The sequence below is a fragment of the Polaromonas sp. P1_F2 genome (assembly GCF_056405735.1).
In genome coordinates this window covers 212,288-236,506 of record NZ_JBFUBN010000003.1, presented here as the reverse complement: position 1 = coordinate 236,506, position 24,219 = coordinate 212,288, and the positions used below count along the sequence as shown (strand labels likewise).

18 protein-coding genes and 1 tRNA gene are annotated in these 24,219 nt (G+C 65.4%); 17 read left to right on the top strand and 2 right to left on the bottom strand.

What is annotated here, in order from left to right; all coding sequences use genetic code 11:
• Positions 1-7: 7 nt before the first annotated feature.
• Positions 8-1,822 carry a M61 family metallopeptidase gene (locus AC1D0O_RS08085; RefSeq protein WP_477653311.1) on the top strand — a complete coding sequence of 605 codons (1,815 nt, stop codon included), beginning with the start codon at positions 8-10 and terminating at the stop codon, positions 1,820-1,822.
• Between the two features lie 4 nt (positions 1,823-1,826).
• On the opposite strand, the gene AC1D0O_RS08080 is transcribed toward AC1D0O_RS08085, so the two are convergent.
• Positions 1,827-2,648, bottom strand: coding sequence for an enoyl-CoA hydratase-related protein (locus AC1D0O_RS08080; RefSeq protein ID WP_477653023.1), 822 nt, complete (start codon positions 2,646-2,648; stop codon positions 1,827-1,829).
• A 123-nt stretch (positions 2,649-2,771) separates the two neighbouring features.
• Here AC1D0O_RS08080 and AC1D0O_RS08075 point away from each other — a divergent pair, with 123 nt between their 5' ends.
• From AC1D0O_RS08075 to mdoH, 9 genes are all read left to right on the top strand, one after another.
• Entirely contained in the window at positions 2,772-3,560 is a 789-nt protein-coding gene (locus tag AC1D0O_RS08075; protein WP_477653022.1) for an enoyl-CoA hydratase, read from the top strand.
• 126 nt (positions 3,561-3,686) lie between these two features.
• Positions 3,687-3,763 (top strand) — tRNA-Met (locus AC1D0O_RS08070).
• Between the two features lie 140 nt (positions 3,764-3,903).
• A complete protein-coding gene (locus AC1D0O_RS08065) occupies positions 3,904-4,401 on the top strand; it encodes a hypothetical protein (RefSeq protein ID WP_477653021.1) in 498 nt (165 codons plus the stop codon).
• A 114-nt stretch (positions 4,402-4,515) separates the two neighbouring features.
• Positions 4,516-5,859: a tRNA (N6-isopentenyl adenosine(37)-C2)-methylthiotransferase MiaB gene (gene miaB, locus AC1D0O_RS08060; RefSeq protein WP_477653020.1), complete on the top strand. Its 1,344-nt coding sequence runs from the start codon at positions 4,516-4,518 to the stop codon at positions 5,857-5,859.
• Positions 5,860-5,891: 32 nt separating this feature from the next.
• Positions 5,892-7,313 (top strand): sensor histidine kinase, encoded by a 1,422-nt coding sequence (locus AC1D0O_RS08055; RefSeq protein ID WP_477653019.1) that lies wholly within the window; start codon positions 5,892-5,894, stop codon positions 7,311-7,313.
• Positions 7,297-7,980, top strand: coding sequence for a hypothetical protein (locus AC1D0O_RS08050; RefSeq protein ID WP_477653018.1), 684 nt, complete (start codon positions 7,297-7,299; stop codon positions 7,978-7,980). Before AC1D0O_RS08055 ends, AC1D0O_RS08050 begins: the two co-directional genes overlap by 17 nt.
• The gene (locus tag AC1D0O_RS08045) at positions 7,980-9,344 is read left to right on the top strand and encodes a sigma 54-interacting transcriptional regulator (protein WP_477653310.1); all 1,365 of its coding nucleotides are present in this window, start codon (positions 7,980-7,982) and stop codon (positions 9,342-9,344) included. Before AC1D0O_RS08050 ends, AC1D0O_RS08045 begins: the two co-directional genes overlap by 1 nt.
• A gap of 237 nt (positions 9,345-9,581) precedes the next feature.
• Positions 9,582-11,183, top strand: a complete 1,602-nt coding sequence (locus tag AC1D0O_RS08040) for a glucan biosynthesis protein G (RefSeq protein ID WP_477653017.1) — start codon at positions 9,582-9,584, stop codon at positions 11,181-11,183.
• Positions 11,159-13,159 (top strand): glucans biosynthesis glucosyltransferase MdoH, encoded by a 2,001-nt coding sequence (mdoH, locus tag AC1D0O_RS08035; RefSeq protein ID WP_477653016.1) that lies wholly within the window; start codon positions 11,159-11,161, stop codon positions 13,157-13,159. Before AC1D0O_RS08040 ends, mdoH begins: the two co-directional genes overlap by 25 nt.
• Positions 13,160-13,225: 66 nt before the next feature.
• On the opposite strand, the gene ffh is transcribed toward mdoH, so the two are convergent.
• Positions 13,226-14,584 (bottom strand): signal recognition particle protein, encoded by a 1,359-nt coding sequence (gene ffh / locus AC1D0O_RS08030; protein WP_477653015.1) that lies wholly within the window; start codon positions 14,582-14,584, stop codon positions 13,226-13,228.
• Between the two features lie 102 nt (positions 14,585-14,686).
• Between ffh and AC1D0O_RS08025 the strand changes: the two genes are divergently transcribed.
• The 7 genes from AC1D0O_RS08025 to AC1D0O_RS07995 all read left to right on the top strand — a co-directional run bounded on the left by AC1D0O_RS08025 (position 14,687) and on the right by AC1D0O_RS07995 (position 24,206).
• Positions 14,687-15,487 (top strand): cytochrome C assembly family protein, encoded by an 801-nt coding sequence (locus AC1D0O_RS08025; protein ID WP_477653014.1) that lies wholly within the window; start codon positions 14,687-14,689, stop codon positions 15,485-15,487.
• Positions 15,484-15,726 carry a PP0621 family protein gene (locus tag AC1D0O_RS08020; RefSeq protein ID WP_477653013.1) on the top strand — a complete coding sequence of 81 codons (243 nt, stop codon included), beginning with the start codon at positions 15,484-15,486 and terminating at the stop codon, positions 15,724-15,726. Before AC1D0O_RS08025 ends, AC1D0O_RS08020 begins: the two co-directional genes overlap by 4 nt.
• On the top strand, positions 15,727-17,445 hold the full coding sequence (locus AC1D0O_RS08015) for a sensor histidine kinase (RefSeq protein WP_477653012.1): 1,719 nt from the start codon (positions 15,727-15,729) through the stop codon (positions 17,443-17,445).
• A 4-nt stretch (positions 17,446-17,449) separates the two neighbouring features.
• On the top strand, positions 17,450-18,907 hold the full coding sequence (locus AC1D0O_RS08010) for a sigma-54-dependent transcriptional regulator (RefSeq protein WP_477653011.1): 1,458 nt from the start codon (positions 17,450-17,452) through the stop codon (positions 18,905-18,907).
• Positions 18,894-19,496: a 1,6-anhydro-N-acetylmuramyl-L-alanine amidase AmpD gene (ampD, locus tag AC1D0O_RS08005; protein ID WP_477653010.1), complete on the top strand. Its 603-nt coding sequence runs from the start codon at positions 18,894-18,896 to the stop codon at positions 19,494-19,496. The genes AC1D0O_RS08010 and ampD overlap by 14 nt, the downstream gene beginning before the upstream one ends.
• Before the next feature lie 442 nt (positions 19,497-19,938).
• Positions 19,939-22,848 (top strand): ribonucleoside-diphosphate reductase subunit alpha, encoded by a 2,910-nt coding sequence (locus AC1D0O_RS08000; RefSeq protein ID WP_477653009.1) that lies wholly within the window; start codon positions 19,939-19,941, stop codon positions 22,846-22,848.
• A gap of 131 nt (positions 22,849-22,979) precedes the next feature.
• Complete coding sequence (locus AC1D0O_RS07995; protein ID WP_477653008.1) at positions 22,980-24,206, top strand: ribonucleotide-diphosphate reductase subunit beta; 1,227 nt, start codon at positions 22,980-22,982, stop codon at positions 24,204-24,206.
• Positions 24,207-24,219 lie beyond the last annotated feature (13 nt).

Sequence of the window (24,219 nt, the reverse complement as noted above, 5' to 3'; positions counted from 1 at the left end):
GCGCAAGATGCCAGGCCCCACACGAAACACCCGCCCCCCAGTCCACTACCGCGTCGAAATCGGCGATCTTCACGCCCATCTCTTTCGCGTCACCCTCACCATCGCCCAGCCCGACGCGCTGCAGCGGGTTTCCTTGCCCGTCTGGATTCCCGGCAGCTATCTGGTGCGGGAATTCTCGAAAAACCTGCAAAAGCTCGAGGCCCGGCAGGCCGTGGGCATGCCGCTGTCCGTGGAGCAACTCGACAAATGCACCTGGCAGGTTCAATGCTCGCCGGCCAGGCCGCTGGTGCTGCGCTACGAGGTGTATGCCAACGACAACTCGGTGCGCACCGCCTGGCTTGATGCGCACCGGGGGTTTTTCAACGGCACCAGTCTGTGTTTGAAGGTGCAGGGCCGTGAAAAGGCTGAGCACGTGCTCGAGGTTCCCGCGCCCAAGGCCCTCAAAGGCTGGTCGCTGGCCACCGGCCTGGCGGCGCGCGAAACCAGCAGACAGGGCTTCGGCAGCTACGTGGCGGCCGACTACGACGAACTTGTCGATTGCCCGGTGGAAATGGGCACTTTCTGGAGCGGCAGCTTCACGGCGCGCGGCGTGCCGCATCGCGTGGTGGTGGCGGGCGCCGCGGCCGGCTTCGACGGCGACAGGCTGCTGGCCGATACGCACAAAATTTGCGAGGCCGAAATCCGCTTCTGGCACGGCGCCAGAAAACCGCCCTTCCAGAATTACCTGTTCATGCTCAATGCCGTCGACGATGGCTACGGCGGGCTGGAGCACCGCAACTCCACTGCGCTGATCTGCAAGCGCCAGGACCTGCCGCGCGTAGGCGAGCCCCGCAGCACCGAGGGCTACACCACCCTGCGCGGGTTGATCAGCCACGAATACTTCCACACCTGGAATGTCAAACGCCTGCGTCCCGCAGAATTTGAAAGTTACGACTACTCCAGCGAGAACTACACCCGCATGCTGTGGTTTTTCGAGGGTTTCACCAGCTACTACGACGATCTCCTGCTGCGCCGCGCCGGGCTGCTGGACAACGCCGGCTACCTCAAGCTGCTCAACAAGACCATCAACCAGGTCATGCAAACCCCGGGACGCCTGGTCCAGTCGGTGGCCGAGGCCAGCTTCGATGCCTGGGTGAAGTACTACCGCCAGGATGAAAACACGCCCAACGCCACCGTGAGCTACTACACCAAGGGTTCACTGGTGGCGCTGTGCTTTGACCTCACGCTGCGCACGGAAGCCAGGGAGCACCGCCGCGCCAAAGCCGGAACGCTGGACGACGTGATGCGCGCCCTTTGGTTGCGCTGCAAGGCCGGCCCCATGCGCGAGGCCGATTTCGCGGAAGAGCTCGCGGCGGCCGGACACAGGCCGTATGCGGCGGAACTCGCCCGCTGGGTCCATGGCCGGGACGAACTGCCGGTCAAGGCGCTGCTGCAGCACCACGGCGTGGCGGTGCTGGAAGAGCCCGCGCAACTGGCCCACCGGCTGGGCCTGCGCGTGGGCGAAAGCCAGGGCAGTGTGCAGGTCAAAACCGTCTTGCGCGGCGGTGTCGCCGAGCGCGCCGGCTTCGCGGCCGGTGACGAATGGCTGGGGCTGGAGCCCGCCACGAAAGCCGCGGCACGGGGTACGGGCGGCGGCTGGCGCATGAGCCGGCTCGACGACCTCACGCACTACGCCGGCGACGCAAAAAAAGTCATCGCCCTGGTGTCGCGCGACAAACGCCTGATGCGGCTGGAACTCGCCATGCCCCCACCGCTGACCACCTGGCGCCTGGCGGTGCAGGATGCCGCGCTGATGGACCACTGGCTCGGCCCCCAAGCCTGACGGCTTATTCCCCCGTGAAAACCGCCGGTCGTTTTTCCAGGAAGGCGGCCACCCCCTCAAAGTAGTCATGCGTGCGGCCCAGGGCCGACTGCATGTCGCGCTCGGCATCGAGCTGCTGGTGCAGCGTGCGGGTGACGCCCTCGCGCATCAGCTGCCGTGTCGCCACCAGGGCAAGCGTCGGCAGCGCGGCCAGCCGCTGCGCCAGGGCCATGGCGGCGGCCACCGGCTCGTCCGCCACGTCCCAGATCAGGCCCCATTCCCTGGCCTGCGCCGCGGGCAATTTGTCGCCCGTGAGCGCCAGGCCCATGGCACGGGCCAGGCCCAGCTTTTGCACCAGCAGCCAGCTGCTGCCCGCGTCGGGCACCAGGCCGATCTTGCTGAAGGCCTGGATAAAACTGGCGCCGGGCGCGGCCACCGCCATGTCGCAGCTCATGGCCAGCGAGGCACCGGCGCCCGCGGCCACGCCGTTGACGGCAGCCACCGTGGGCATGCGCAGCTGCAGCAAACGGCGCGCCGTGGGGTTGAAGGCCTGGTCGATCAGCGGGCCCGGGTCGGCGCGTTCGACGAGGCCGGGGCCGGGCGAAAAATCAAATTCCGAGAGGTCGGCGCCGGCGCAAAAGCCGCGGCCCGCGCCGGTGACCACCAGGGCGCGAACCTGCGCATCGGCCTCGGCCCGGTCCAGCGCGTCCCACAGCTCGCGGTGCATCCGCCGGGTGAAACTGTTGAGGGCCTGCGGCCGGTTCAGCGTGATGACAGCCACGCTGCCTTCCGTGGCGTACAAAACAGTGGCGTCGCCGGTGCCGGCGAGGGAAGCGGAATCGGTCATAGAGGGGAGTCTCCTGCCTCGAATCTAGCACCTGCGGCGCTGCCGGGCGCAGCCCGGCTCATGGCATCATTGCCCCAGGCATTTCTCCAGCTTCCCCCGCATTCCCGCCAAAGGACTTCTTCCATGAGCTACGAAACCATTGAAACCCGCACCGAGGGCCCGGACGGCCGCAAGGTGGGCATCGTCACGCTGAACCGGCCCAAGCAGCTCAACGCCCTGAACGACCAGTTGATGGACGAACTGGGCCTGGCGCTCAAGGGCTTCGACGCCGACGACGGCATAGGCTGCATCATCCTGACCGGCAGCGAAAAGGCCTTCGCCGCCGGCGCCGACATAGGCGCCATGGCAGGCTACACCTTTGCCGACGTCTACAACAAGGACTACATCAGCCGCAACTGGGAGCAGATCCGCAGCGTGCGCAAACCGGTGATCGCCGCTGTCAGCGGCTTCGCCCTGGGCGGCGGCTGCGAACTGGCCATGATGTGCGATTTCATCATCGCCGCCGACAACGCGCGTTTCGGCCAGCCCGAGATCAAGCTGGGCATCATCCCCGGCGCCGGCGGCACGCAACGCCTGCCGCGCGCGGTAGGCAAGTCCAAGGCCATGGACATGGCCCTGACCGGCCGCATGATGGATGCCGCGGAGGCCGAGCGTTCGGGCCTGGTCAGCCGCGTCGTGCCGCTGGACAAGCTGATGGACGAAGCCCTGGGCGCCGCCCTGTTGATCTGCGGTTTCGGCCAGCCCAGCGTCATGGCCGCCAAGGAGGCCGTGAACCGGGCGTTTGAAAGCGGACTCAGCGACGGCGTGATGTTCGAACGGCGCCTGTTCCATTCGCTGTTTTCCACCGAAGACCAAAAAGAAGGCATGGATGCCTTTGTGAACAAACGCAAACCGGTCTTTAAACACCGGTGAACCCCAACCAGTAGGGGCCGCGGGACTGGCTTTGCCAGACCGCAGGCGCCGCCCCCTCGAGGGGGGAACAGGCTACACGCAGTGAGCCTGGACGGGGGTGGTTTTATAGTTATAATCTTGGGTTTCGGTCGTATAGCTCAGTTGGTTAGAGCGCAGCATTCATAATGCTGATGTCGGTGGTTCAAGTCCACCTACGACCACCAAGAATGCTTTCAAAGCCCCAGAGGGTTCCCTCCCCTGGGGCTTTGTTCTTTGTGTTCTGGGCCTTGCGGGTTCTTTTTATGGCGCGCTCCGGCCATTCTTTGCTATCCTTTTGATATTCAACAGCCTCTGGACACATACCATGAACCGCTGCAACTTCCGTCTGACTCCCCTCCTCCTGGCACTGGCCGCCTCCGCCGGTTTGCTGGGCCTGCCCGCCCTGGCCCAGACCGACCAGAGCACCCAGACCGTCCAGGCCACTTCGTCCACCGAAGCGGCCAAGCCCAACGTCAGGCAGTTCCCGGCCAAGGCCGTCCGCGGCGAAATGGTGGTGCTGGCGCCGCCGGTGATTTCCATGGACGGCAAGCGGGAGCGGCTCTCGGTGGGCGCGCGCATACGCGACGCCAACAACCAGTTCACGCTGTCCGCGCCCCTGCTGAACAAGCCGGTGCTGGTGAACTACGTGCGCGACAACACCGGCCTGGTGCATGAGGTCTGGATCCTCAACGCGGAAGAGGCCAAGGAAAAGCGGCCCGGCGGCACCGCCACGCTGTTCAACTTCACCACCGACAGCGCCTCCAAGACGCCCGCGGACAACGGCAAGACGCCGTACCGCCAGCTGCCAGCCTACCAGCGCTGATTCGCGCCGCGCCGGGAATCCCCGGCGCGCAACCGCATTTCGTCCTCCCGGCAGAACTCCGGCAAGCATCCATTCAACAGCGAATCCAGCGGCCAACCGCCACGCCAGCAGATCATGAGTAAAAAAGTCTTTATCAAAACCTTTGGTTGCCAGATGAACGAGTACGACTCGGACAAGATGTCCGACGTGCTCCGCGCGGCCGAGGGCTACGAGCCCACGCAGGACATGGAACAGGCCGACCTGATCCTGTTCAACACCTGCTCTGTGCGCGAAAAAGCCCAGGAAAAAGTCTTCAGCGACCTGGGCCGCGTCAAGCACCTCAAGGAAAAAGGCGTGCTGATCGGCGTGGGCGGCTGCGTGGCCAGCCAGGAAGGCGCGGCCATCATCCAGCGCGCGCCTTACGTGGATGTGGTGTTCGGCCCGCAAACCTTGCACCGCCTACCGCAGTTGCTGGCCAGCCGGGCACGCCTGGGCAAGCCGCAAGTCGACATCAGCTTCCCTGAGATCGAAAAATTCGACCACCTGCCGCCGGCGCGCGTCGAAGGCGCCAGCGCTTTCGTGAGCATCATGGAAGGCTGCTCGAAGTACTGCAGCTACTGCGTGGTGCCCTACACCCGCGGCGAGGAGGTCTCGCGCCCCTTTGAGGACGTGCTGGTCGAGGTCGCCGGCCTGGCCGACCAGGGCGTCAAGGAAGTCACCCTGCTCGGACAGAACGTCAACGCCTACCGCGGGCCCATGGGCGGTACCGCCGAGATCGCCGATTTCGCGACGCTGCTCGAATACGTGTCCGACATTCCGGGCATTGAGCGCATCCGCTACATCACCAGCCACCCCAACGAGTTCACGCAGAGCCTGATCGACGCCTACGCGAAACTGCCCAAGCTTGTGAACCACCTGCACCTGCCGGTGCAGCACGGCTCCGACCGCATCCTGATGGCGATGAAGCGCGGCTACACCGCCATGGAATACAAGAGCACCGTGCGCAAGCTGCGCGCCATCCGCCCCGACCTGGCCATGAGCAGCGATTTCATCGTGGGTTTCCCCGGCGAAACCGAGGACGACTTCAACAAGCTGATGAAGCTGATCGACGAGATCGGCTACGACACCTCCTTCAGCTTCATCTACAGCCCGCGCCCCGGCACGCCGGCCGCCGCGCTGCACGACGACACGCCGCACGAGGTCAAGCTGCGGCGGCTACAGCACCTGCAGGCCACCATCGACGACAGCGTGCGCGCCATCAGCGCCAGCCGCCAGGGCACGGTGCAGCGCATCCTGGTCGAAGGCGCTTCGCGCAAGGACCCGACCGAACTCATGGGCCGCACGGAATGCAACCGCGTGGTCAACTTCAAGGGCCAGCCCCGGCTGATCGGCCAGATGCTGGACATCACCATCACCCAGGCCACGCAGCGCTCGCTGCGCGGCGAAGTCCTGACGCGGGACGTCGCCGTCGCGGCCTGAGGCCGCCGCCCTTGCTCAGGTACTCCACGCGCATGCTGCAACGATTTTCGTTCCGGCAACTGCTGGTGATCGCTTTCCTGCTGATCGCCGCCCTGCTGGGCGCCGCCTCGCTGCGCGCGCTGTTCACCCTGGAAGACCTTTCGCTGCAAAGCCGCGACAACGCTGCCCGGGCGCTGGAACTCAGCGGCGCGGCGCAATCGCTCAGCGAACGCAGCGTGTCCATGGAGCGCACCTCGCGGCAGTCGGTGGTGCTCGACGACCGGGTGCTCAGGGAGCGCTTTTCCGAAGAACTGCGGGAAGCCGGCGACATCCTGGCGACCCTGGCCCGCGAGGACATCCCCGTCGTCAGGGCCCGCCAGTGGCGCGCCCACCTGCAGACGATTGCCGGCCTGCTGACGGGTCCGCCCGACACCGCACTGGACCGCGAGCGCCAGCTGGCGCAGGAGTTCCGCGAGCTGGAAAGCATCAACGCCGCCATCGCGGTGCAGGTGCAGCAGGCCATCCAGCAGCGCAACAAGTCGCTCGAAGGCAAGCTGGAGGCCAGCCGCCAGCGACTGGCGCAGCAGGTGACCTGGGCCATTGTGCTGGCCGTCGCCATGGCGCTGGCCTTCGGCGTGTGGTTCACCCTGCCGCTTCGGCGCCTCGAAAACGCCATCGTGGGCCTGGGTGAAAACCGGCTCGACCAGGTGATCGCCATCCAGGGACCGGCCGATCTGGCACTGGTCGGACAGCGGCTGAACTGGCTGCGCCTGCGCCTGGTCGAACTGGACGCCGACAAGTCGCGTTTTCTGCGCCATATCTCGCACGAACTCAAGACGCCGCTGGCCTCGCTGCGCGAGGGCGTGTCCCTGCTGGAAGACGGCGTGGCCGGCGAGCTGAGCAACGACCAGCGCGAGATCGCGCAAATCCTCAGGCACAACACCGGCGTGCTGCAAAGCCAGATCGAGGACCTGCTGCGCTTCAACACCGCGGCCTTCGAGGCGCGCCAGTTGCACCGGCAAAGCGTGGACCTGCTGCAGCTCATGGAAGAGCAGGTCTACGCGCAGCGCCTGCAGTGGCGCGCGCGCGAACTGACGGTCACCGTCGCGGGCGAATCGCTGGTGATGGAAATAGACGCCGAGAAAATCGGCACCGCGATCGCCAACCTGCTGTCCAACGCCATCCGCTATTCACCGGCCAAAGGCCAGATCCGGCTCGAACTCAGCCCGCTGCGGGGGTTTGTGCGCATCGACATCCACGACCAGGGCGTGGGCGTGGCGCAAGCCGACCGCGAGCGGATTTTCGAGCCCTTTTACCGCGGCGAGCGCCAGCCGGCCGACGTGGTTCGCGGCAGCGGCATCGGCCTTTCCATCGTTCACGAATACATTGCCGCACACGGCGGAAGCATCACCCTGATGCCCGACCAACCTGGTGCACACTTCAGAATAGAGCTTCCCCATGCTTCCAAGTACTGATTTCCTTCCCCCACGGCCTGCGGCCCGCGTCCCCGGCCGCGGCCTGCTGCCGGCCCTGCTGGCGTCGGCCCTGCTGGCCGCGTGCAGCAGCGGCGGCCCGGCCCCTGAGCGCGGCGCCGACACTGCGGCCGCCCAGGCGGCTCGGGCCGCGGTCTCCGCCGCCCAGGCTGCACGGCCCAGCACCAGCCAGCCCGCCGCGCCGCTCCCCGAGGCGGTGGTGTTCGCCAGCGGCATGACGCTGCGCATGCTGGCCTACGCCGAGCGCGTGCGCGTCATGCCGCCGGCCGAACTCACGCAGGAAGCCGCGCGGCTGGGCGACGCCGCCAGTCCCGAGGCCCAGATCCAGCTGTCGCTGGTGCTGAGCCAGCTGCGCCAGTTGCCCGAGCTGATACGCGCCCAGGAGTTGCTGGCCCGCGTGCTGGGCAACGCCGACGCCCAGCCATTGCACCCGCTGGCCCGCTTGCTGGCGTCGCGCTATGCCGAGCAGCGCCGCCTTGAAGAGCAACTCGACAAGCAGAACCAGCAGTTGCGCGACGTGCAGCGCCGGCTGGACCAGACCAACGAACGCCTCGAAGCGCTCAAGGCGATTGAACGCAGCCTGACGAGCCGCCCGCCCGCGGCACCCGCCTCGGCCCCCGCCGCCAGCCGGCCCCGCGCCGCCCCATGATGAGCGACACCGCCAGCGCTATTTCGCCCCACCTGCTCGTCGTGGACGACGATGCGGACATGCTGCGCCTGCTCACCATGCGGCTCACAGCGGCCGGCTACCGGGTCACGGCCGTGGCCTCGGCCGAAGCGGCGCTGACCCAGCTTCACATCGAGCGGCCGCAGCTGGTGCTCAGCGACGTGCGCCTGCCCGGCCGGGACGGCCTGGCGCTGTTCGACGACATCAGGAAGCAACATCCCTCCCTGCCGGTGATCCTGCTGACCGCGCACGGCACCATTCCCGACGCCGTGGAAGCCACCGAGCGCGGCGTGTTCACCTACCTCACCAAGCCGTTTGACGGCAAGGGCCTGCTCGACAAGATCGCCCAGGCCCTGGCCTTGAGCGCGCCCGCCACCCCGGCCAGGCGCGGCAGCCCTGAAGCCTGGCAAAGCCAGATCATCAGCCGCTCCAGCCGCATGGCCGAGGCGCTGGCCGAGGCGCGCATGGTGGCGCAGTCCGACGCCAGCGTGCTGCTGCGCGGTGAAAGCGGCACCGGCAAGGAACTGCTGGCCCAGGCCATCCACCAGGCCAGCCCGCGCGCCGGCAAGCCCTTCGTCGCGGTGAACTGCGGCGCCATCCCCGAGGCCTTGCTTGAGTCCGAACTGTTCGGCCACGTCAAGGGCGCCTTCACCGACGCGGTGGCCAACCACAAGGGGCTGTTCCAGGCGGCCGACGGCGGCACGCTGCTGCTCGACGAAATCGGTGACATGCCGCCGGCGTTGCAGATCAAACTGCTGCGCGTGCTGCAGGAACGCGTGGTGCGGCCGCTGGGCTCCAGCCAGTCGATTCCCGTGGATGTCCGCATCATCTCGGCCACCCACCGCGATCTGGACGCCGCCATGGCCGAGGGCCAGTTCCGCGCCGACCTTTATTACCGGCTCAACGTCGTCACGCTGACCCTGCCGCCGCTGTCGGAGCGCCGCGAGGACATTCCCCTGCTGGCCAACCACTTCCTGTTGAAGCTGGCCGCCAAATACGACAAGCGCCTGAGCGGCTTCGCGCCCGAAGCCCTCAAGGCCCTGAGCACCGCCGCCTGGCCCGGCAACGTGCGGCAGCTCTTCAACGTGGTGGAACAGGTCTGCGCGCTGTCGACCACGCCGCTGGTGCCGCTGGCCCTGGTGCAGCGGGCGCTGCGCTCGCCCAGCGTGCAGGTGCTGACATTTGCCGAAGCCAAACAGCATTTCGAGCGCGACTACCTGGTGGGCTTGCTCAAATTGACCGACGGCAACGTGGCCGACGCGGCGCGCTTGGCGGACCGCAACCGCACCGAGTTTTACCGCCTGATGCAAAAACACGGGCTCACACCGGGCCACTTCAAGGCGTGAGCCCGAGAACTTGTCGCTCTGCCGTTGCGTGCCGTCGCCGACCAGCGACAGGCATAAACCCTTGATTTAAAACGATTTAATCAAAGCACCCGCAGATCCTGTCGCTGATTGGCGACAAAAATAGCGATTTCTGGTGCTTCTGGGCCGCATTACATTTTGTTAAGTCAAGTATCACGCCTAAGCTGTTGATTTAAAACAGTTTTTTCAAGCTGGCACAGGGTTTGCCCTAGTCATGGCATGCCAGCTTTTTTCCTGCCTTTTTTTGACGCCTCTGTGGGCCTCAAGCGCAGCGCCAACTTTGTGGTGCGGGCTCGAATTGCGGTCTGCGCAAGCCTGGCAGTATTGACGCTCGCAGCGGGCCAGGCGCAGGCCTTCGGGCTCGACGATGTGGCCGCCAAGGCGCGCCAGCGCTCGCAAACGCCCTGGCGCGAGGCTTCCCACGCCGTGCCTGCCGAACTCGCCAAGATGGGCTACGACGACTACCGGGACATCCGTTTCAATGCCGCCAGCACGCTCTGGCGCGCCGACAAACTGCCTTATGAGGCGAACTTTTTCCACGTCGGCCGGCACGGCGATTCGGTCCGCATTCACGAAATCACGACAGCGGGCGTGAAGCCCCTGCCTTACGACCCGGCCACATTCAATTTCGGTAAAAACAAATTGTCACCCCAGACCTGGGGCGACCTGGGCCATGGCGGCGTGCGCTTCTTCAGCAACCTCAATTCACCCACCTACAAGGACGAGTTGGTGGTTTTCACCGGCGCCACGTATTTCCGGGCCCTGGGCAGCGGCCAGCGCTACGGCCTGTCGGCGCGCGGCCTGGCGGTGGACACGGTGGGCGGCGGCAAGGAAGAATTTCCGCGTTTCACCGATTTCTGGCTTGAAAAACCCGCCGCCGACGCGAAACAGTTGACGGTCTACGCGCTGATGGATTCGGAGCGCATGACGGGCGCCTACCGCTTCGACATCACGCCCGGCGAGCAGAGCACCACCAGGGTTCAGGCGCGCATTTTCATGCGCCCGGCCGCCACCAGCGGCAACAGTGCGCCGGTGGCCACCCTGGGCATCGCCCCGCTGACCAGCATGTTTTTCGCCGGCGAGAACCAGCCCCGGTCCGGCGACTTCCGCCCCGAGGTGCACGACTCCGACGGCCTGATGATGGCTACCGGCGACGGTGAATGGCTGTGGCGGCCGCTGCAGAACCCGTCGGCCACGGTGACCACCTCCTTCAGCATGAAGTCGCTCAAGGGCTTCGGCCTGATGCAGCGCGACCGCAGCTTCGCCAGCTACGAAGACACCGAAGCCCGCTATGAACTGCGGCCCAGCGCCTGGGTCACGCCTGTCGGTGACTGGGGTCCGGGCCGCGTCGAGCTGCTGCAATTCAACACGCCCGACGAGACGCACGACAACGTGGCGGCCTACTGGGTGCCCGAAAAAATGCCGGCCCCCGGGCAGTCGCTGGACATCGCCTGGCAAGTCAGCTGGCAGGGCAAGAACCAGCAACTGCCGCCCAACGGTTGGGCCACGCAATCGCGCCGCGGGATCGGCTTTTCAAAACCGGGCACCGACCTTACAGGCCAGGTCCAGTTCGTCGTCGACTTTGCCGGCCCGGTACTGGACGCCCTGCCCGAGGACGCCAAGGTCGAAGCGATTTCCAGCGCCGACGCCAACGGCCGCGTGCTGGAAAGCCTGGCTTACAAAAACCCCGTCACCGGCGCATGGCGCATGACGCTACGCCTGCAGCGGCTGAACCCGGCCCAGCCGGTTGAGCTGCGCGCCTTTCTTAAACATGACAACCACACCGTGAGCGAAACATGGACCAACCTGATCACACCCTGATACCGTCCGGCGCACGCAGCCTGCTGCGCGAGGAACGTCATCCGAACTCGGTCACGGCGCCGCCGCTGAACCGCGGCTCCATGGCGCCGCGCCCCTGGCGCGGCTTCTGGAACAGCATGGCGACAGCGCTTTTGCTGCCGCTGGTGTCAATATTCAAGGCCGGCGACCCGGCGGCTTCGCGCCCGCTGCCCGCCGCCCGGCCCGAGCCCTGGCAGCGCGCGGCCAGGCGCCGCCGCGCGGTGTTCCTGCTGCTCACGCTGGTCAGCACGGTGCTGGCGACCAGCATCTTTGCCGACATGCAGCCCGACTACGACAACGCCTGGCTGCAGTACGGCCAGATCAGCCTGTTCGCGCTGCTGTCGGCCTGGGTGGTGACCGGTTTCATGACCGCCATGATGGGTTTTTACGTGACGATCTACGGCGACAAGCACGCGCTGTCGGCCAAAAAAGTCCAGCATGTTCCGCTGGATGCGTCCACGCGCACCGCGATCATCATGCCCATCTGTAATGAGGACGTACGCACCGTGTTCGCCGGCCTGCGCGCGACCTGCGAGTCGGTCGCGATGACCGGCCATGTGCAGAGCTTCGACGTGTTCGTGCTGTCGGACAGCAACAACCCGGCCATCATCAAGGCCGAGCGCGCCGCCTGGGAAGACCTGCGCACCCAGCTGGCCGGCCATCCGGACCAGCCGCAGATCGAGGTCTACTACCGCCTGCGCAAACGCCGCACCGACCGCAAGGCCGGCAACGTGGCCGACTTCTGCCGCCGCTGGGGCAAGGACTACCGCTACATGGTGGTGCTGGACGCCGACAGCGTGATGAGCGGCGACTGCCTGGTCTCCATGGTCAAGCTGATGGAAGCCAACCCCAGGGCCGGCATCATCCAGACCGCCACCCAGGCCATCGGCCACGTGACGCTGCATGCGCGCGCGCAGCAATTCGCCTCGCGCGTGACGGGCCGCCTGTTCACGCTGGGCATGCAGTTCTGGCAGATGGGCGAGTCCCACTACTGGGGCCACAATGCCATCATCCGGATCGAGCCCTTCATGAAGCATTGCGCGCTGGCCCACATCCCGGGCACAGGCGGCATGGCCGGCAGCATCATGTCGCACGACTTCGTCGAAGCCGCGCTGATGCGCCGCGCCGGCTACCACGTCTGGCTGGTGGGCGACCTGGTCGGCAGCTACGAGCAGCAGCCGCCCGACCTGCTGGCCGAACTGCAGCGCGACCGCCGCTGGTGCCAGGGCAACCTGCAGAACTCGCGCCTGATCGCCGAGCCGGGCATACACCCGGTGCACCGCTCGATGTTCGGCACCGGCGCCATGGCCTACCTGTCGGCGCCGCTGTGGCTGTGCTTCCTGACCCTGGGCACCGCGCTGTGGCTGTCCGGCTCGCCCATGATCGCCGACTGGACCCTGCTGCCCGGTGAGCTGATGTCGCTGTGGGCCTGGACGCTGTGCATGCTGTTCCTGCCGCGCATCCTGGGCATTGCCGCCGTGCTGATCAACCGCCAGCAGCAGTCCTACGGTGGCACCGCCAGCCTGCTGCGCAGCGCGCTGCTGGAAACCCTGATCGCCCTGCTGCAGGCGCCCATCCGCATGCTGGCGCACTCGCTGTTCGTGGTGGTGGCGCTGACCGGCCTGAAGCTCGAATGGAAGTCGCCCCCGCGGGAAGCGGCCGCCGTGCCCTGGCGCCACGCGCTGGCGCAGCTGGCGCCCATGTCCGGCGTGATCGCGCTGCTGGCCGTCGGAATCGCCGTGATCGACGCGCGCGCGCTGGTCTGGCTGATCCCGGTGGGCCTGCCATTGCTGCTGTCCATCCCGATGACGGTGCTCACCAGCAAGGTCGGCGTGGGCACGGCACTGCGCGCGCAAAACTACCTGCTGATTCCGGAAGAAACCCGCTCACCGGCGGTGCTGCGCCGCGCCTGGCTGCATGCCAGCCGGCTGGCCAAGCCGCTGCTGAACACGGCCTGAGTCCGGAACACCCATGAAAAAAGCCGCTTCAAGCGGCTTTTTTATTGGGCAACAGCAACAGCTCTTTTAGAACTTCGGCATTCCCTTCATGCCGCCCATGCGCTTCATCATCTTCATCATGCCGCTGCCCTTCATCTTTTTCATCATGCCCTGCATCTGCTCGAATTCGTTGAGGAGGCGGTTGACTTCCTGAACGTGCACGCCTGAACCGGCGGCGATGCGGCGCTTGCGCGTGGCCTTGATGAGCTCGGGCTTGCGGCGCTCCAGCGGCGTCATGCTCTGGATGATGCCTTCCTTGCGCTTGATGTCTCTCTCGGCCTTGTCCATGTCGACCTGGCCGGCCTTGGCGCTCATCTGCGCGGGCAGCTTGTCCAGCAGGCTGGACAGGCCACCCATGTTCTTCATCTGCTGCAGCTGGCCCAGGAAGTCGTTGAGGTCAAAGGCGTCGCCCGACTTGATCTTGGCCGCGAGCTTCTGGGCGGAAGCCATGTCCACGCCGGCTGCCACCTGCTCGACCAGCGCAACGATGTCGCCCATGCCCAGGATGCGGCCGGCATGGCGTTCGGCGTCGAACACCTCCAGGCCGTCGATCTTCTCGCTGGTGCCAGAGAACTTGATGGGCGCGCCGGTGATCTGGCGCACGCTGAGCGCCGCGCCGCCGCGCGAATCGCCGTCGGTCTTGGTCAGGATGATGCCGGTCAGCGGCAGCGCTTCCTTGAAGGCCTTGGCGGTGTTGACCGCGTCCTGGCCTTGCATGGCGTCGACGACGAACAGGGTTTCGACCGGGTTCAGGATGGCATGCAGCTCCTTGATTTCCGCCATCAGGGCTTCATCAATCGCCAGGCGGCCGGCCGTGTCGACCAGCAGCACGTCGAAGAAATGCCTGCGGGCGTAGTCGATCGCGGCCCGGGCGATGTCGGCCGGTTTCTGGTCGGGCGTGCTGGGAAACCATTCGGCGCCGGCCTGTTTGGTGACTGTCTTGAGCTGCTCGATGGCCGCGGGGCGGTAAACGTCGCCCGACACCGTCAGCACCTTCTTCTTGCGCTTTTCGATCAGGTGCTTGGCCAGCTTGGCCGTCGTGGTGGTTTTACCCGCGCCCTGCAGGCCGGCCATCAGGATGACCGCCGGCGGCTGGGCCGCCAGGTTGATGTCGCTCACGCCTTCGCCCATGGTGGCGGCGAGTTCGCGGTTGACGATGCCGACCAGCGCCTGGCCCGGCGAGAGCGAGCCCATCACCTCCTGGCCCAGCGCTTTTTCCTTGACCCGGGCGACGAAGTCGCGCACCACCGGCAAGGCCACGTCGGCCTCCAGCAGCGCCATGCGCACCTCGCGCAGCATGTCCTGCACATTGGATTCGGTGATGCGGGCCTGGCCTCGCATTTCCTTGACGAGGCGGGATAACTTGTCGGTAAGGGCTGAAGCCATGGGAAGGCGCCACGGGCGTGGGGCAGTTAGGTAAGGAAGGAAGGGCTGCGATGGGGCCGGCGGGGAAAGCCGCCGCGAAAGCAGTAAGGCTAAACTCTAGCCATGATTTTAGCTTTGAGCGACTGGTGGGGTCTTGCCGCGGCAGCCGGCGCCGCTGTCGCCTATGCCGTCCTGGCGCTGGCCACGCCGCGCCTGGGCGCCGGCACCATACGCGGCATGCTGCTCGCCGCCTGGCTGCTGCACGCGTTGGCGCTGGCCGACGGCCTGCTCGGCGAGCCGGCCCGCTTCGGTTTTGCGCCCGCGCTGTCCATGACCGTCTGGCTGGTGCTGACGGTTTACGCGGTCGAAAGCCGCCTCTTCCCGCAGATGCAGGCCCATTGGGCGCTGGCGGGGCTGGGCAGCGTGGCGGTCATCCTGGCGGCCATTTTCCCGGGCACCACTTACCACGCTATCGCCTCGCCCTGGCTGCCGCTGCACTGGGCCCTGGGCATTGCGTCGTATGGGCTGTTTGCCGCGGCGGTGGTGCACGGCTGGCTCATGACGCGCTCCGAACGCTCCATCCGGCTAGCCGCGCAAACCGACGCCGGCGTGCCCCTGCTGACGCTGGAGCGCCTGACCTTCCGCTTCGTGGAGGCCGGCTTCGTGCTGCTGTCGGCCACCTTGTTCGTGGGCTGGCTGTTCGCCGAAACCCTGTACGGGCCGGGCCTGGCCTGGAAATGGAATCACAAAACCGTGTTCTCGGTCCTGGCCTGGCTGACCTTTGCCGGCCTGCTGATCGGTCGTGCGCGCCTGGGCTGGCGCGGCCGCAAGGCGGTCCATGTGCTCTACCTGGGCTCAGGCCTGCTGCTATTGGGCTATGCCGGCTCGCGCTTTGTGCTCGAAGTCATCCTGAGGCGAGCATGAAATACCTGCTGGTCATGGCCCTGGTGCTGGTGGTGTTCTGGATCTGGCGGCACAACCGTGAAACGGAACGGCGTGATGCGGCGCCCGCCCGTCCGCCAGCCCCGCAAAAACCGGGAACGGCCATCACTGAAATCGTCGCCTGCGAAGTTTGCGGCTTGCATTTGCCGAAAACGGAAGCGCTGATCGGCAACAAAGGCATTTACTGCAGCGACGCGCACCGGCGCCAGGCAGGGGGTTAAATGAGCACGCCGTCCCACTGGTTTGAAACAGGCGGCGACAAGGGCTCAGGCGGCTGGGAAATCACGTCCGGGCCGGGCTCCTTCGGCCGCCTGTGGCATGTTTTCATGACCGCACGCGTCGCCATCGCCGCGGTGCTGGTCATCCTGCAGGCATTCATTTATGCGCTGGGCAACACCACCAACCGCTGGTCCATCGCGACCTGTATCGCTTACCTGTGCGCCACGTTGGCGGTGCGGCTCTGGTCACGGCCCCGACCACCCGGCAGCACCTTTGACGCGCAATGGGTGCTCACCATCGGCGTGGACGTCATCGCCTTCTCAGCGCTGAACTTCCTGCAATCCGGTGGCATCAATTACACCCCGTTGTTCGCGCTGCCGGTGCTGCTGGCCTCCATCCTGGGCCCGATATTGCTGGCCTTTGGCACAGCCGCCAGCGTGACGCTGCTGCTGCTGGCCGACGCCTGGTGGAACTCGCTGCAGGGCCTGGGCGACGCCAACGCGCGTTTCCTTCAATCAGGCCTGAGCGGCTCCGGCTTCTTTCTCGTCGCGCTGCTCGCCAACCACCTGGCCCTGCGCCTGGCCAGGGAAGAGCAGCTTGCCAAACGCAGCCAGTCCGCCGCCCGCATGCAAACGCAGGTGAATGAACTGGTGATCGAAGCCCTGGCTGACGGCGTGCTGGTGGTCGACGTCAACGGCATCGTGCGCTCGGCCAATCCGGCCTCACGGCGCCTTCTGGCGGCCGGCGATTCCGTGCGCAGCGCCCCCTTCATCCTGGCCACGGAAGCCGCCTGGCAGCCTCTTGCCGAGCTGACGCACCGCACCTTCGCGGCGCAATCGCCGCAGGAATCCGACGTCAGCCTGGACAACGCGGGCGGCCATACCCGGCGGCTGCACGTGCGCACGCGGCTGGCCGCTTCGCCGAACGGCTCGCATGAGAGCCTGTGCGTGATGTTCCTGGAAGACCTGCGTGAAATGGAAGCGCGCGTGCGGACCGAAAAAATGGCGGCCATGGGCCGCATGTCGGCAGCGGTGGCCCATGAAATCCGCAACCCGCTGGCCGCCATTTCGCAGGCCAACGCGCTGCTCGAAGAAGACCTGCAGGACCCGGGGCAGCGCCGGCTCACCGCCATGGTCAGGCAAAACGCCCAGCGCCTGGCCCGCATCGTGGACGAGGTGCTGAATATTTCGCGCGCACAGGCGCAGTTGCCTTCGCCGCAAACCACCACATTGCCGCTGGACGACACCGTCCGGAAGATCACATCCGACTGGGCGGAACAGACCGCGGCCTCCGGGCGCACGCGCATCACGGCGGACTCGGACAACGCCGTCGTGATTTTTGAGCCCGAGCATTTGCGGCGCCTGATGATCAACCTGCTGGACAACGCCTTGCGCTACGCCAGCGACTCCGCAGGCGCGATCGACGTCGCGACCCAGGCCGTGGCGCCGGGGCAGTCGCGCCTGTCCGTCTGGAGCGACGGCCAGCCCCTGGAGCAGACCGTGCAAAGCCACCTGTTCGAACCTTTCTTTTCGTCGGAAAGCCGGTCCAGCGGGCTGGGCCTGTATATCTGCCGTGAACTGTGCGAACGCTACGGCGCCATGATCGGCTACCAGCGCGTGCAGCGCGAAGGCACCGAGGGCAACGAATTTTTCGTGATGTTCGCGCCCTCCGCGCAATCCCCGAACATCTCCGCGCCGTCTTTTGCCACAATGCCCACCTGACACCATGAGCATGCAAAACCCCGTTCCCCAGCAAGCCCGCATCCTCGTCATCGACGACGAGCCGGACCTGCGAACCCTGTACGAACTGACCCTGCTCAGGGAGGGCTACCGGGTGGAGGCCGCCGGCGATTTGCTGCAGGCCCGCCAGCAGCTCAGTGAAAACCGCTTCGATGCGGTCATCACCGACATGCGCCTGCCGGACGGCCTGGGCCTGGAACTGCTGCGCGACATGGTGAGCCAGCAGCGCAGCGAACGCTGCGTCGTCATCACGGCCCACGGCTCCGCCGAAAACGCGGTCGAGGCCCTCAAAGCCGGCGCCTTCGACTACCTCACCAAGCCGGTCGACCTCAAGCAGTTCCGCAGCGTGGTGGCATCGGCCGTGCAGGGCGCCAGGCAAGCAGCGCCGGCCACCGGCAAAACCGAGCGCGTCGCACCGGATTCCGGCATCACGCCCTTGTCGCTGCCCCTGCCGGTGGCCGCCGAAGCCCCGCTGATTTTGCAGAAGCTGGTCGGTGAGTCAGCTGTCATGCGCGCGGTCAAGTCGCGCATCGTCAAGGTGGCCGGCAGCATGGCCCCGGTGCTGATCCAGGGCGAGTCGGGCACCGGCAAGGAACTGGTCGCGCGCGCCGTTCACGGCTGCAGCCACCGCGCGGCGGGCCCGTTCGTGGCGGTCAATTGCAGCGCCATCCCCGAGAACCTCCTGGAAGCCGAGTTCTTCGGCGCGCGCAAAGGCGCCTACACCGGTTCGGCGCAAGACCGGCAGGGCTACTTCCAGGCGGCCAAGGGCGGGACCCTCTTTCTCGACGAAATCGGCGACCTGCCCCTGGCCATGCAGTCCAAGCTCCTGCGGGCCATCCAGGAACGCACCGTGCGGCCGCTGGGCTCCGCGCAGGAGGACTCGGTGGACGTGCGCATCGTCAGCGCCACCCACAAGGACCTGGTTGCCGAAGTCCAGGCCGGGACTTTCCGCCAGGATCTTTATTACCGGCTCAATGTGATCGAGATTCACGTGCCCGCCCTGCGCGAGCGCCGGGAAGACCTGCCAGCCCTGTGCAAAGCCCTGCTGGCCAGAATTTGCCATGAGTCCGGCTTCCCGGTACCCGAGCTGACCGATTCCGTGATGGGACAGCTGCGCGCCCTGCCTTTCAACGGCAACGTCAGGGAGCTGGAAAACACCCTGCACCGCGCGGTGGCGCTCGGCGACGGCAGCGAACTGCATTTCGACGCGCCGGCCGAGGAGCAGGTCGCCGTTCCGGAAAACCTGCAGGAGTACCTGGACAGGCAGGAGCGCAGCATCCTCACGAAAGTGCTGCTGGAAAACGGCTTCAACCGAACCGCGGCCGCCGCCAGGCTGGGACTGAGCTTGCGCCAGATCCGCTACCGCATTGCGCGCCTGAACATCGTGACACCGGGCAGCGAAGACCCCGCCGATGAACTCGACGCCGCCGATGACCCCGCCTGAAAGCCGGGGCGCCGGCACCCCGCAGCCCCTGTGGCGGGACGGCTGGTACCGCTATGCGCGTGCGCTGGCCTCTCCCAATTTCGGGCCGCGGCCCGAGGGCGCGCTGATCGACCTCGTCGTCATCCACTCCATCAGCCTGCCGCCCGGCGAATTCGGCAACGGCAACGTGCAGCGCCTCTTCACCAACCAGCTCGATTGGGAAGCCCACGCTTACTTCCAGGGCATACGCGGCCTGCAGGTGTCGTCGCACTTCTTCATTGCCCGCTCCGGCGCCTTGTGGCAGTTCGTCGGCTGCGGCGACCGGGCCTGGCATGCCGGGGAGTCGAACTACCGCGGACGCGGCAACTGCAACGACGACTCCGTCGGCATCGAGCTTGAGGGCCTGGAAGGCGGCGCGTTCGAAACGCCCCAGTACGAGACCCTGGCCGGGCTCTGCGCCTCGCTGCTCCAGGCCTATCCCATTGCCCACATCGCGGGACACGAACACATCGCGCCCGGCCGCAAGCAAGACCCCGGTCCGGGTTTTGAGTGGTCCCTGCTGCAAGACTCGCTGGCGTTGCCGGCTAGGTATTTTCCCGAGACCGCCTGAGGCTCACGCGCGCAAAACCACACCGAGGTGGTGCGCTTTGCAGCTGGAAATTTCACGGTATTTTTACCGCGCTAACATGGGCTTGTGTTGGCGGGCCAAAGCCCGCGACAAAGCGCGCCGCAGCGTTGCCGGGGCTGCGCAAGCCTGATGGAATCAGGCTTTGCCGCGAGCTTGAAGGGGCTGAGGTGAGGGCCTGATAACGGCGCTCGCATGGGCCTGAAAAAGCCACAAAACGTAACGGTGCATTCATAGGGCGATACACTACCTGTAGTGGCTTGTATTCCCCCGATACCCTAGGTATAGTGTCTAAGCCCTAATTCAGTTTGATGTAATTCGGGCCCCGGCGGCGAGGAATTGGTTCATGCTTTTGAACGCCTTCCGCCAAAACGGTTGCCCGCAACAGCACATCAAGCCAGTCACAAAACAAAGCAAAGAGGAAGTCATGCAAACAGCACAGCACGCAGTGCCCGCAACGTCCAGCGTTGCCGCCGGCAATCCGGCAGCCAGCGATACCAACACCCAGCCCAGTCCCCTCGCCCACTACCAGATCATTCGCCGCAACGGCGGCGTCGTGCCTTTCGAGCCCAACAAGATCGCCGTGGCCATGATGAAGGCCTTCCTGGCCGTTCACGGCACGCAGGGCGCGGCCTCGGCCAGCGTGCGCGAAACGGTCGACGGCCTGACCCAGGCGGTCATCCGCGCCCTGATGCGCTCGCGCCCGGGCGGCGGCACCTTTCATATAGAAGACGTGCAGGACCAGGTCGAACTCGGCCTGATGCGCGGCGGCCACCACGAGATTGCCCGCGCCTACGTGCTGTACCGCGAAAAGCGCACGCAGGAGCGCGCCCGCCAGCCGCAAACCCAGGCGCCGGCAGCGCCCCTGATTCACGTCACCGACCGCGGCAACCGCATCGCCCTGGACATCCGCAACCTGCAGGCGCTGATCGAGGCCTCCTGCGCCGACCTGGGCGCCGATGTCAAGCCCGACCCCATCGTCGCGGAAACCATGCGCAACCTCTACGACGGCGTTCCCATCGACGAGGTCTACAAAGCGTCCATCCTGGCGGCGCGCACCCTGATTGAAAAAGACCCCGACTACACCTATGCCACCGCGCGCCTGCTGATGCACACCATCCGCCGCGAAGTGCTGGGCGAAGAAGTCAACCAGGAAGACATGGCCGTCCGCTATGCCGAATACTTCCCGCAATTCATCGCCAAGGGCGTGCAGAACGAGCTGCTCGACGAAAAGCTGCAGCAGTTCGACCTGGCCCGCCTGGGCGCCGCGCTCAAGCCCGAGCGCGACCTGAAGTTCGACTACCTCGGCCTGCAGACCCTGTTTGACCGCTACTTCCTGCACGTGCGCAAGCAGCGCATCGAACTGCCCCAGGCTTTCTTCATGCGCGTGGCCATGGGCCTGTCGCTCAACGAGATCAACCGCGAAGAGCGCGCCATCGAGTTCTACGAGATCCTGTCGTCCTTCGACTTCATGTCGAGCACGCCTACCCTGTTCAACGCCGGCACCCTGCGTTCGCAGCTGTCGTCCTGCTACCTGACCACGGTCGCCGACGACCTTGGCGGCATCTACGACGCCATCAAGGAAAACGCCCTGCTTTCCAAGTTTGCCGGCGGCCTGGGCAATGACTGGACGCCCGTGCGCGCCCTGGGCGCCCATATCAAGGGCACCAACGGCGAATCGCAAGGCGTGGTGCCTTTCCTGAAGGTCGTCAACGACACCGCCGTTGCCGTCAACCAGGGCGGCAAGCGCAAGGGCGCCGTCTGCGCCTACCTGGAGACCTGGCACCTGGACATCGAAGAGTTTCTGGAACTGCGCAAGAACACCGGCGACGACCGCCGCCGCACGCACGACATGAACACCGCCAACTGGATTCCCGACCTCTTCATGCGCCGCGTGATGGAAAAAGGCAGCTGGACCCTGTTCTCGCCGTCCGACACGCCCGACCTGCACGACAAGTTCGGCAAGGACTTCGAAAAGATCTACACCGCCTACGAAGCCAAGGCCGAGCGCGGCGAGATCAAGCCGTCCCGCAAGCTGCAGGCCACCGACATGTGGCGCAAGATGCTTTCGATGCTGTTTGAAACCGGCCACCCCTGGATCACCTTCAAGGACGCCTGCAACGTGCGCTCGCCGCAGCAGCACACCGGCGTCGTGCACTCGTCCAACCTGTGCACCGAGATCACGCTCAACACCAGCGACACCGAAACCGCCGTCTGCAACCTGGGCTCGGTCAACCTCGTCCAGCACCTGAAGGACGGCGCGGTCGACCACGAAAAGCTCAAGAAGACCATCACCACGGCCATGCGCATGCTGGACAACGTGATCGACATCAATTACTACGCCGTCAAGAAGGCCCGCGATTCCAACATGCGCCATCGCCCCGTGGGCCTGGGCATCATGGGCTTCCAGGACTGCCTGTACGAGCTGCGCGTGCCTTACGCCTCCCAGGAAGCTGTCGAATTCGCCGACAAGTCCATGGAAGCCGTCTGCTACCACGCCTACTGGGCTTCCACCGAACTGGCCAAGGAACGCGGCAAGTACGCCAGCTACAAGGGCTCGCTCTGGGACAAGGGCATCCTGCCGCTGGACACGCTGGACATGCTGGCCGAGCAGCGCGGCGGCTACATCGAAGTCGACCGTTCCGCCACGCTGGACTGGGACGCCCTGCGCAAAAAGATCGCCCAGGACGGCATGCGCAACTCCAATTGCGTCGCCATCGCCCCGACCGCCACCATCTCCAACATCATCGGCGTGGACGCCTGCATCGAGCCCTGCTTCGGCAACCTCTCGGTCAAATCCAACCTGTCCGGTGAATTCACGGTCATCAACCACTACCTGGTGCGCGACCTCAAGCGCCTGAACCTGTGGGACGACGTGATGGTGGTGGACCTCAAGCACTTTGACGGTTCGCTGCGCCCCATCGACCGCGTGCCGCAGGACGTCAAGTCGCTGTACGCCACGGCGTTTGAAATCGAGACCTCCTGGATCGTCGAAGCGGCGGCTCGCCGCCAGAAATGGATAGACCAGGCGCAATCGCTCAATATCTACATGGCGGGCGCTTCGGGCAAGAAGCTCGACGACACCTACAAGCTCGCCTGGCTGCGTGGCCTGAAGACCACCTATTACCTGCGCACGCAGAGCGCGACGCACGCCGAGAAATCGACCGTGACCGCGGGCAAGATGAACTCGGTGTCATCCGGCTCCGCACCCGCCGCCAGCGGCATGAGCGCGCTCGAAGCGGCCGCCGCAGCAGCACAGGCACAGATGAATGCAACGCCTGCCACCGACATCAAGTTCTGCGCGATCGATGATCCGGGATGCGAGGCCTGCCAATAAAAACACCGGATCGCGTGGCCACCCGGCCCCGCGATTCGATGTATATGAGCAACACAATTTTGTAGCGATGTGAATGAACACTTTTCATTTTGTATCGCTGCTTTCATAATCCCACAGTATTGGAAACCTCTATGTTGACCTGGGACGAAGAAGTCAAACCATCGTTGCAAACATCTCAAAACAGCGGCTCGCCCGAAGGCCGCTCGATGGAACTTCCGCCTCTTTCTTTTAACGCTGTTGAGCAACCCCAGGCGCAAGTGCGCATGCTCAACGACGGTGCCTTCACACCTGCGCAAGCCGCAGCCCCTTCGGCTCCTGTCTCTGCAGAACCCGCCAAGGCACAGCGCGTCAAAGCTTCCGACAAACGCATCATCAACGGCCAGACCGACGTCAACCAGCTGGTGCCGTTCAAGTACAAATGGGCCTGGGAAAAATACCTCGCCACCTGCGCCAACCACTGGATGCCGCAGGAAGTGAACATGACGCGCGACATCGCCCTCTGGAAAGACCCGAACGGCCTGACCGAAGACGAACGCCGCCTGGTCAAGCGCAACCTGGGTTTCTTCGTGACCGCCGATTCGCTGGCCGCCAACAACATCGTGCTGGGCACCTACCGCCACATCACGGCGCCCGAGTGCCGCCAGTTCCTGTTGCGCCAGGCTTTCGAGGAAGCCATCCACACCCACGCCTACCAGTACATCACCGAGTCGCTGGGCCTGGACGAAGCCGAGATTTTCAATGCCTATAACGAAGTCCAGTCCATCAAAGACAAGGACCAGTTCCTGATCCCTTTCATTGAAGTCATCTCCGACCCGCACTTCAAGACCGGCACCACCGAAGCCGACCAGACCCTGCTCAAGTCGCTGATCGTCTTCGCCTGCCTGATGGAAGGCCTGTTCTTCTACGTCGGCTTCACGCAGATCCTTGCCCTGGGCCGCCAGAACAAGATGACCGGCGCCGCAGAACAGTACCAGTACATCCTGCGCGACGAGTCCATGCACTGCAATTTCGGCATCGACCTGATCAACCAGCTCAAGCTCGAGAACCCCCATCTCTGGACGGCGGAGTTCAAGGCCGAGATCAAGGCCCTGTTCATGAAGGCCGTCGAACTGGAATACCGCTACGCCGAAGACACCATGCCGCGCGGCGTGCTCGGCCTCAACGCTTCCATGTTCAAGGGCTACCTCCGCTACATCGCCAATCGCCGCGCCACGCAGATCGGACTTGAAACTCTCTTCCCCAACGAGGAGAATCCATTCCCGTGGATGAGCGAAATGATCGACCTGAAAAAAGAACGCAATTTCTTTGAAACCCGCGTGATCGAGTACCAGTCCGGTGGTGCCCTTTCCTGGGATTGATTGAACAAGACGC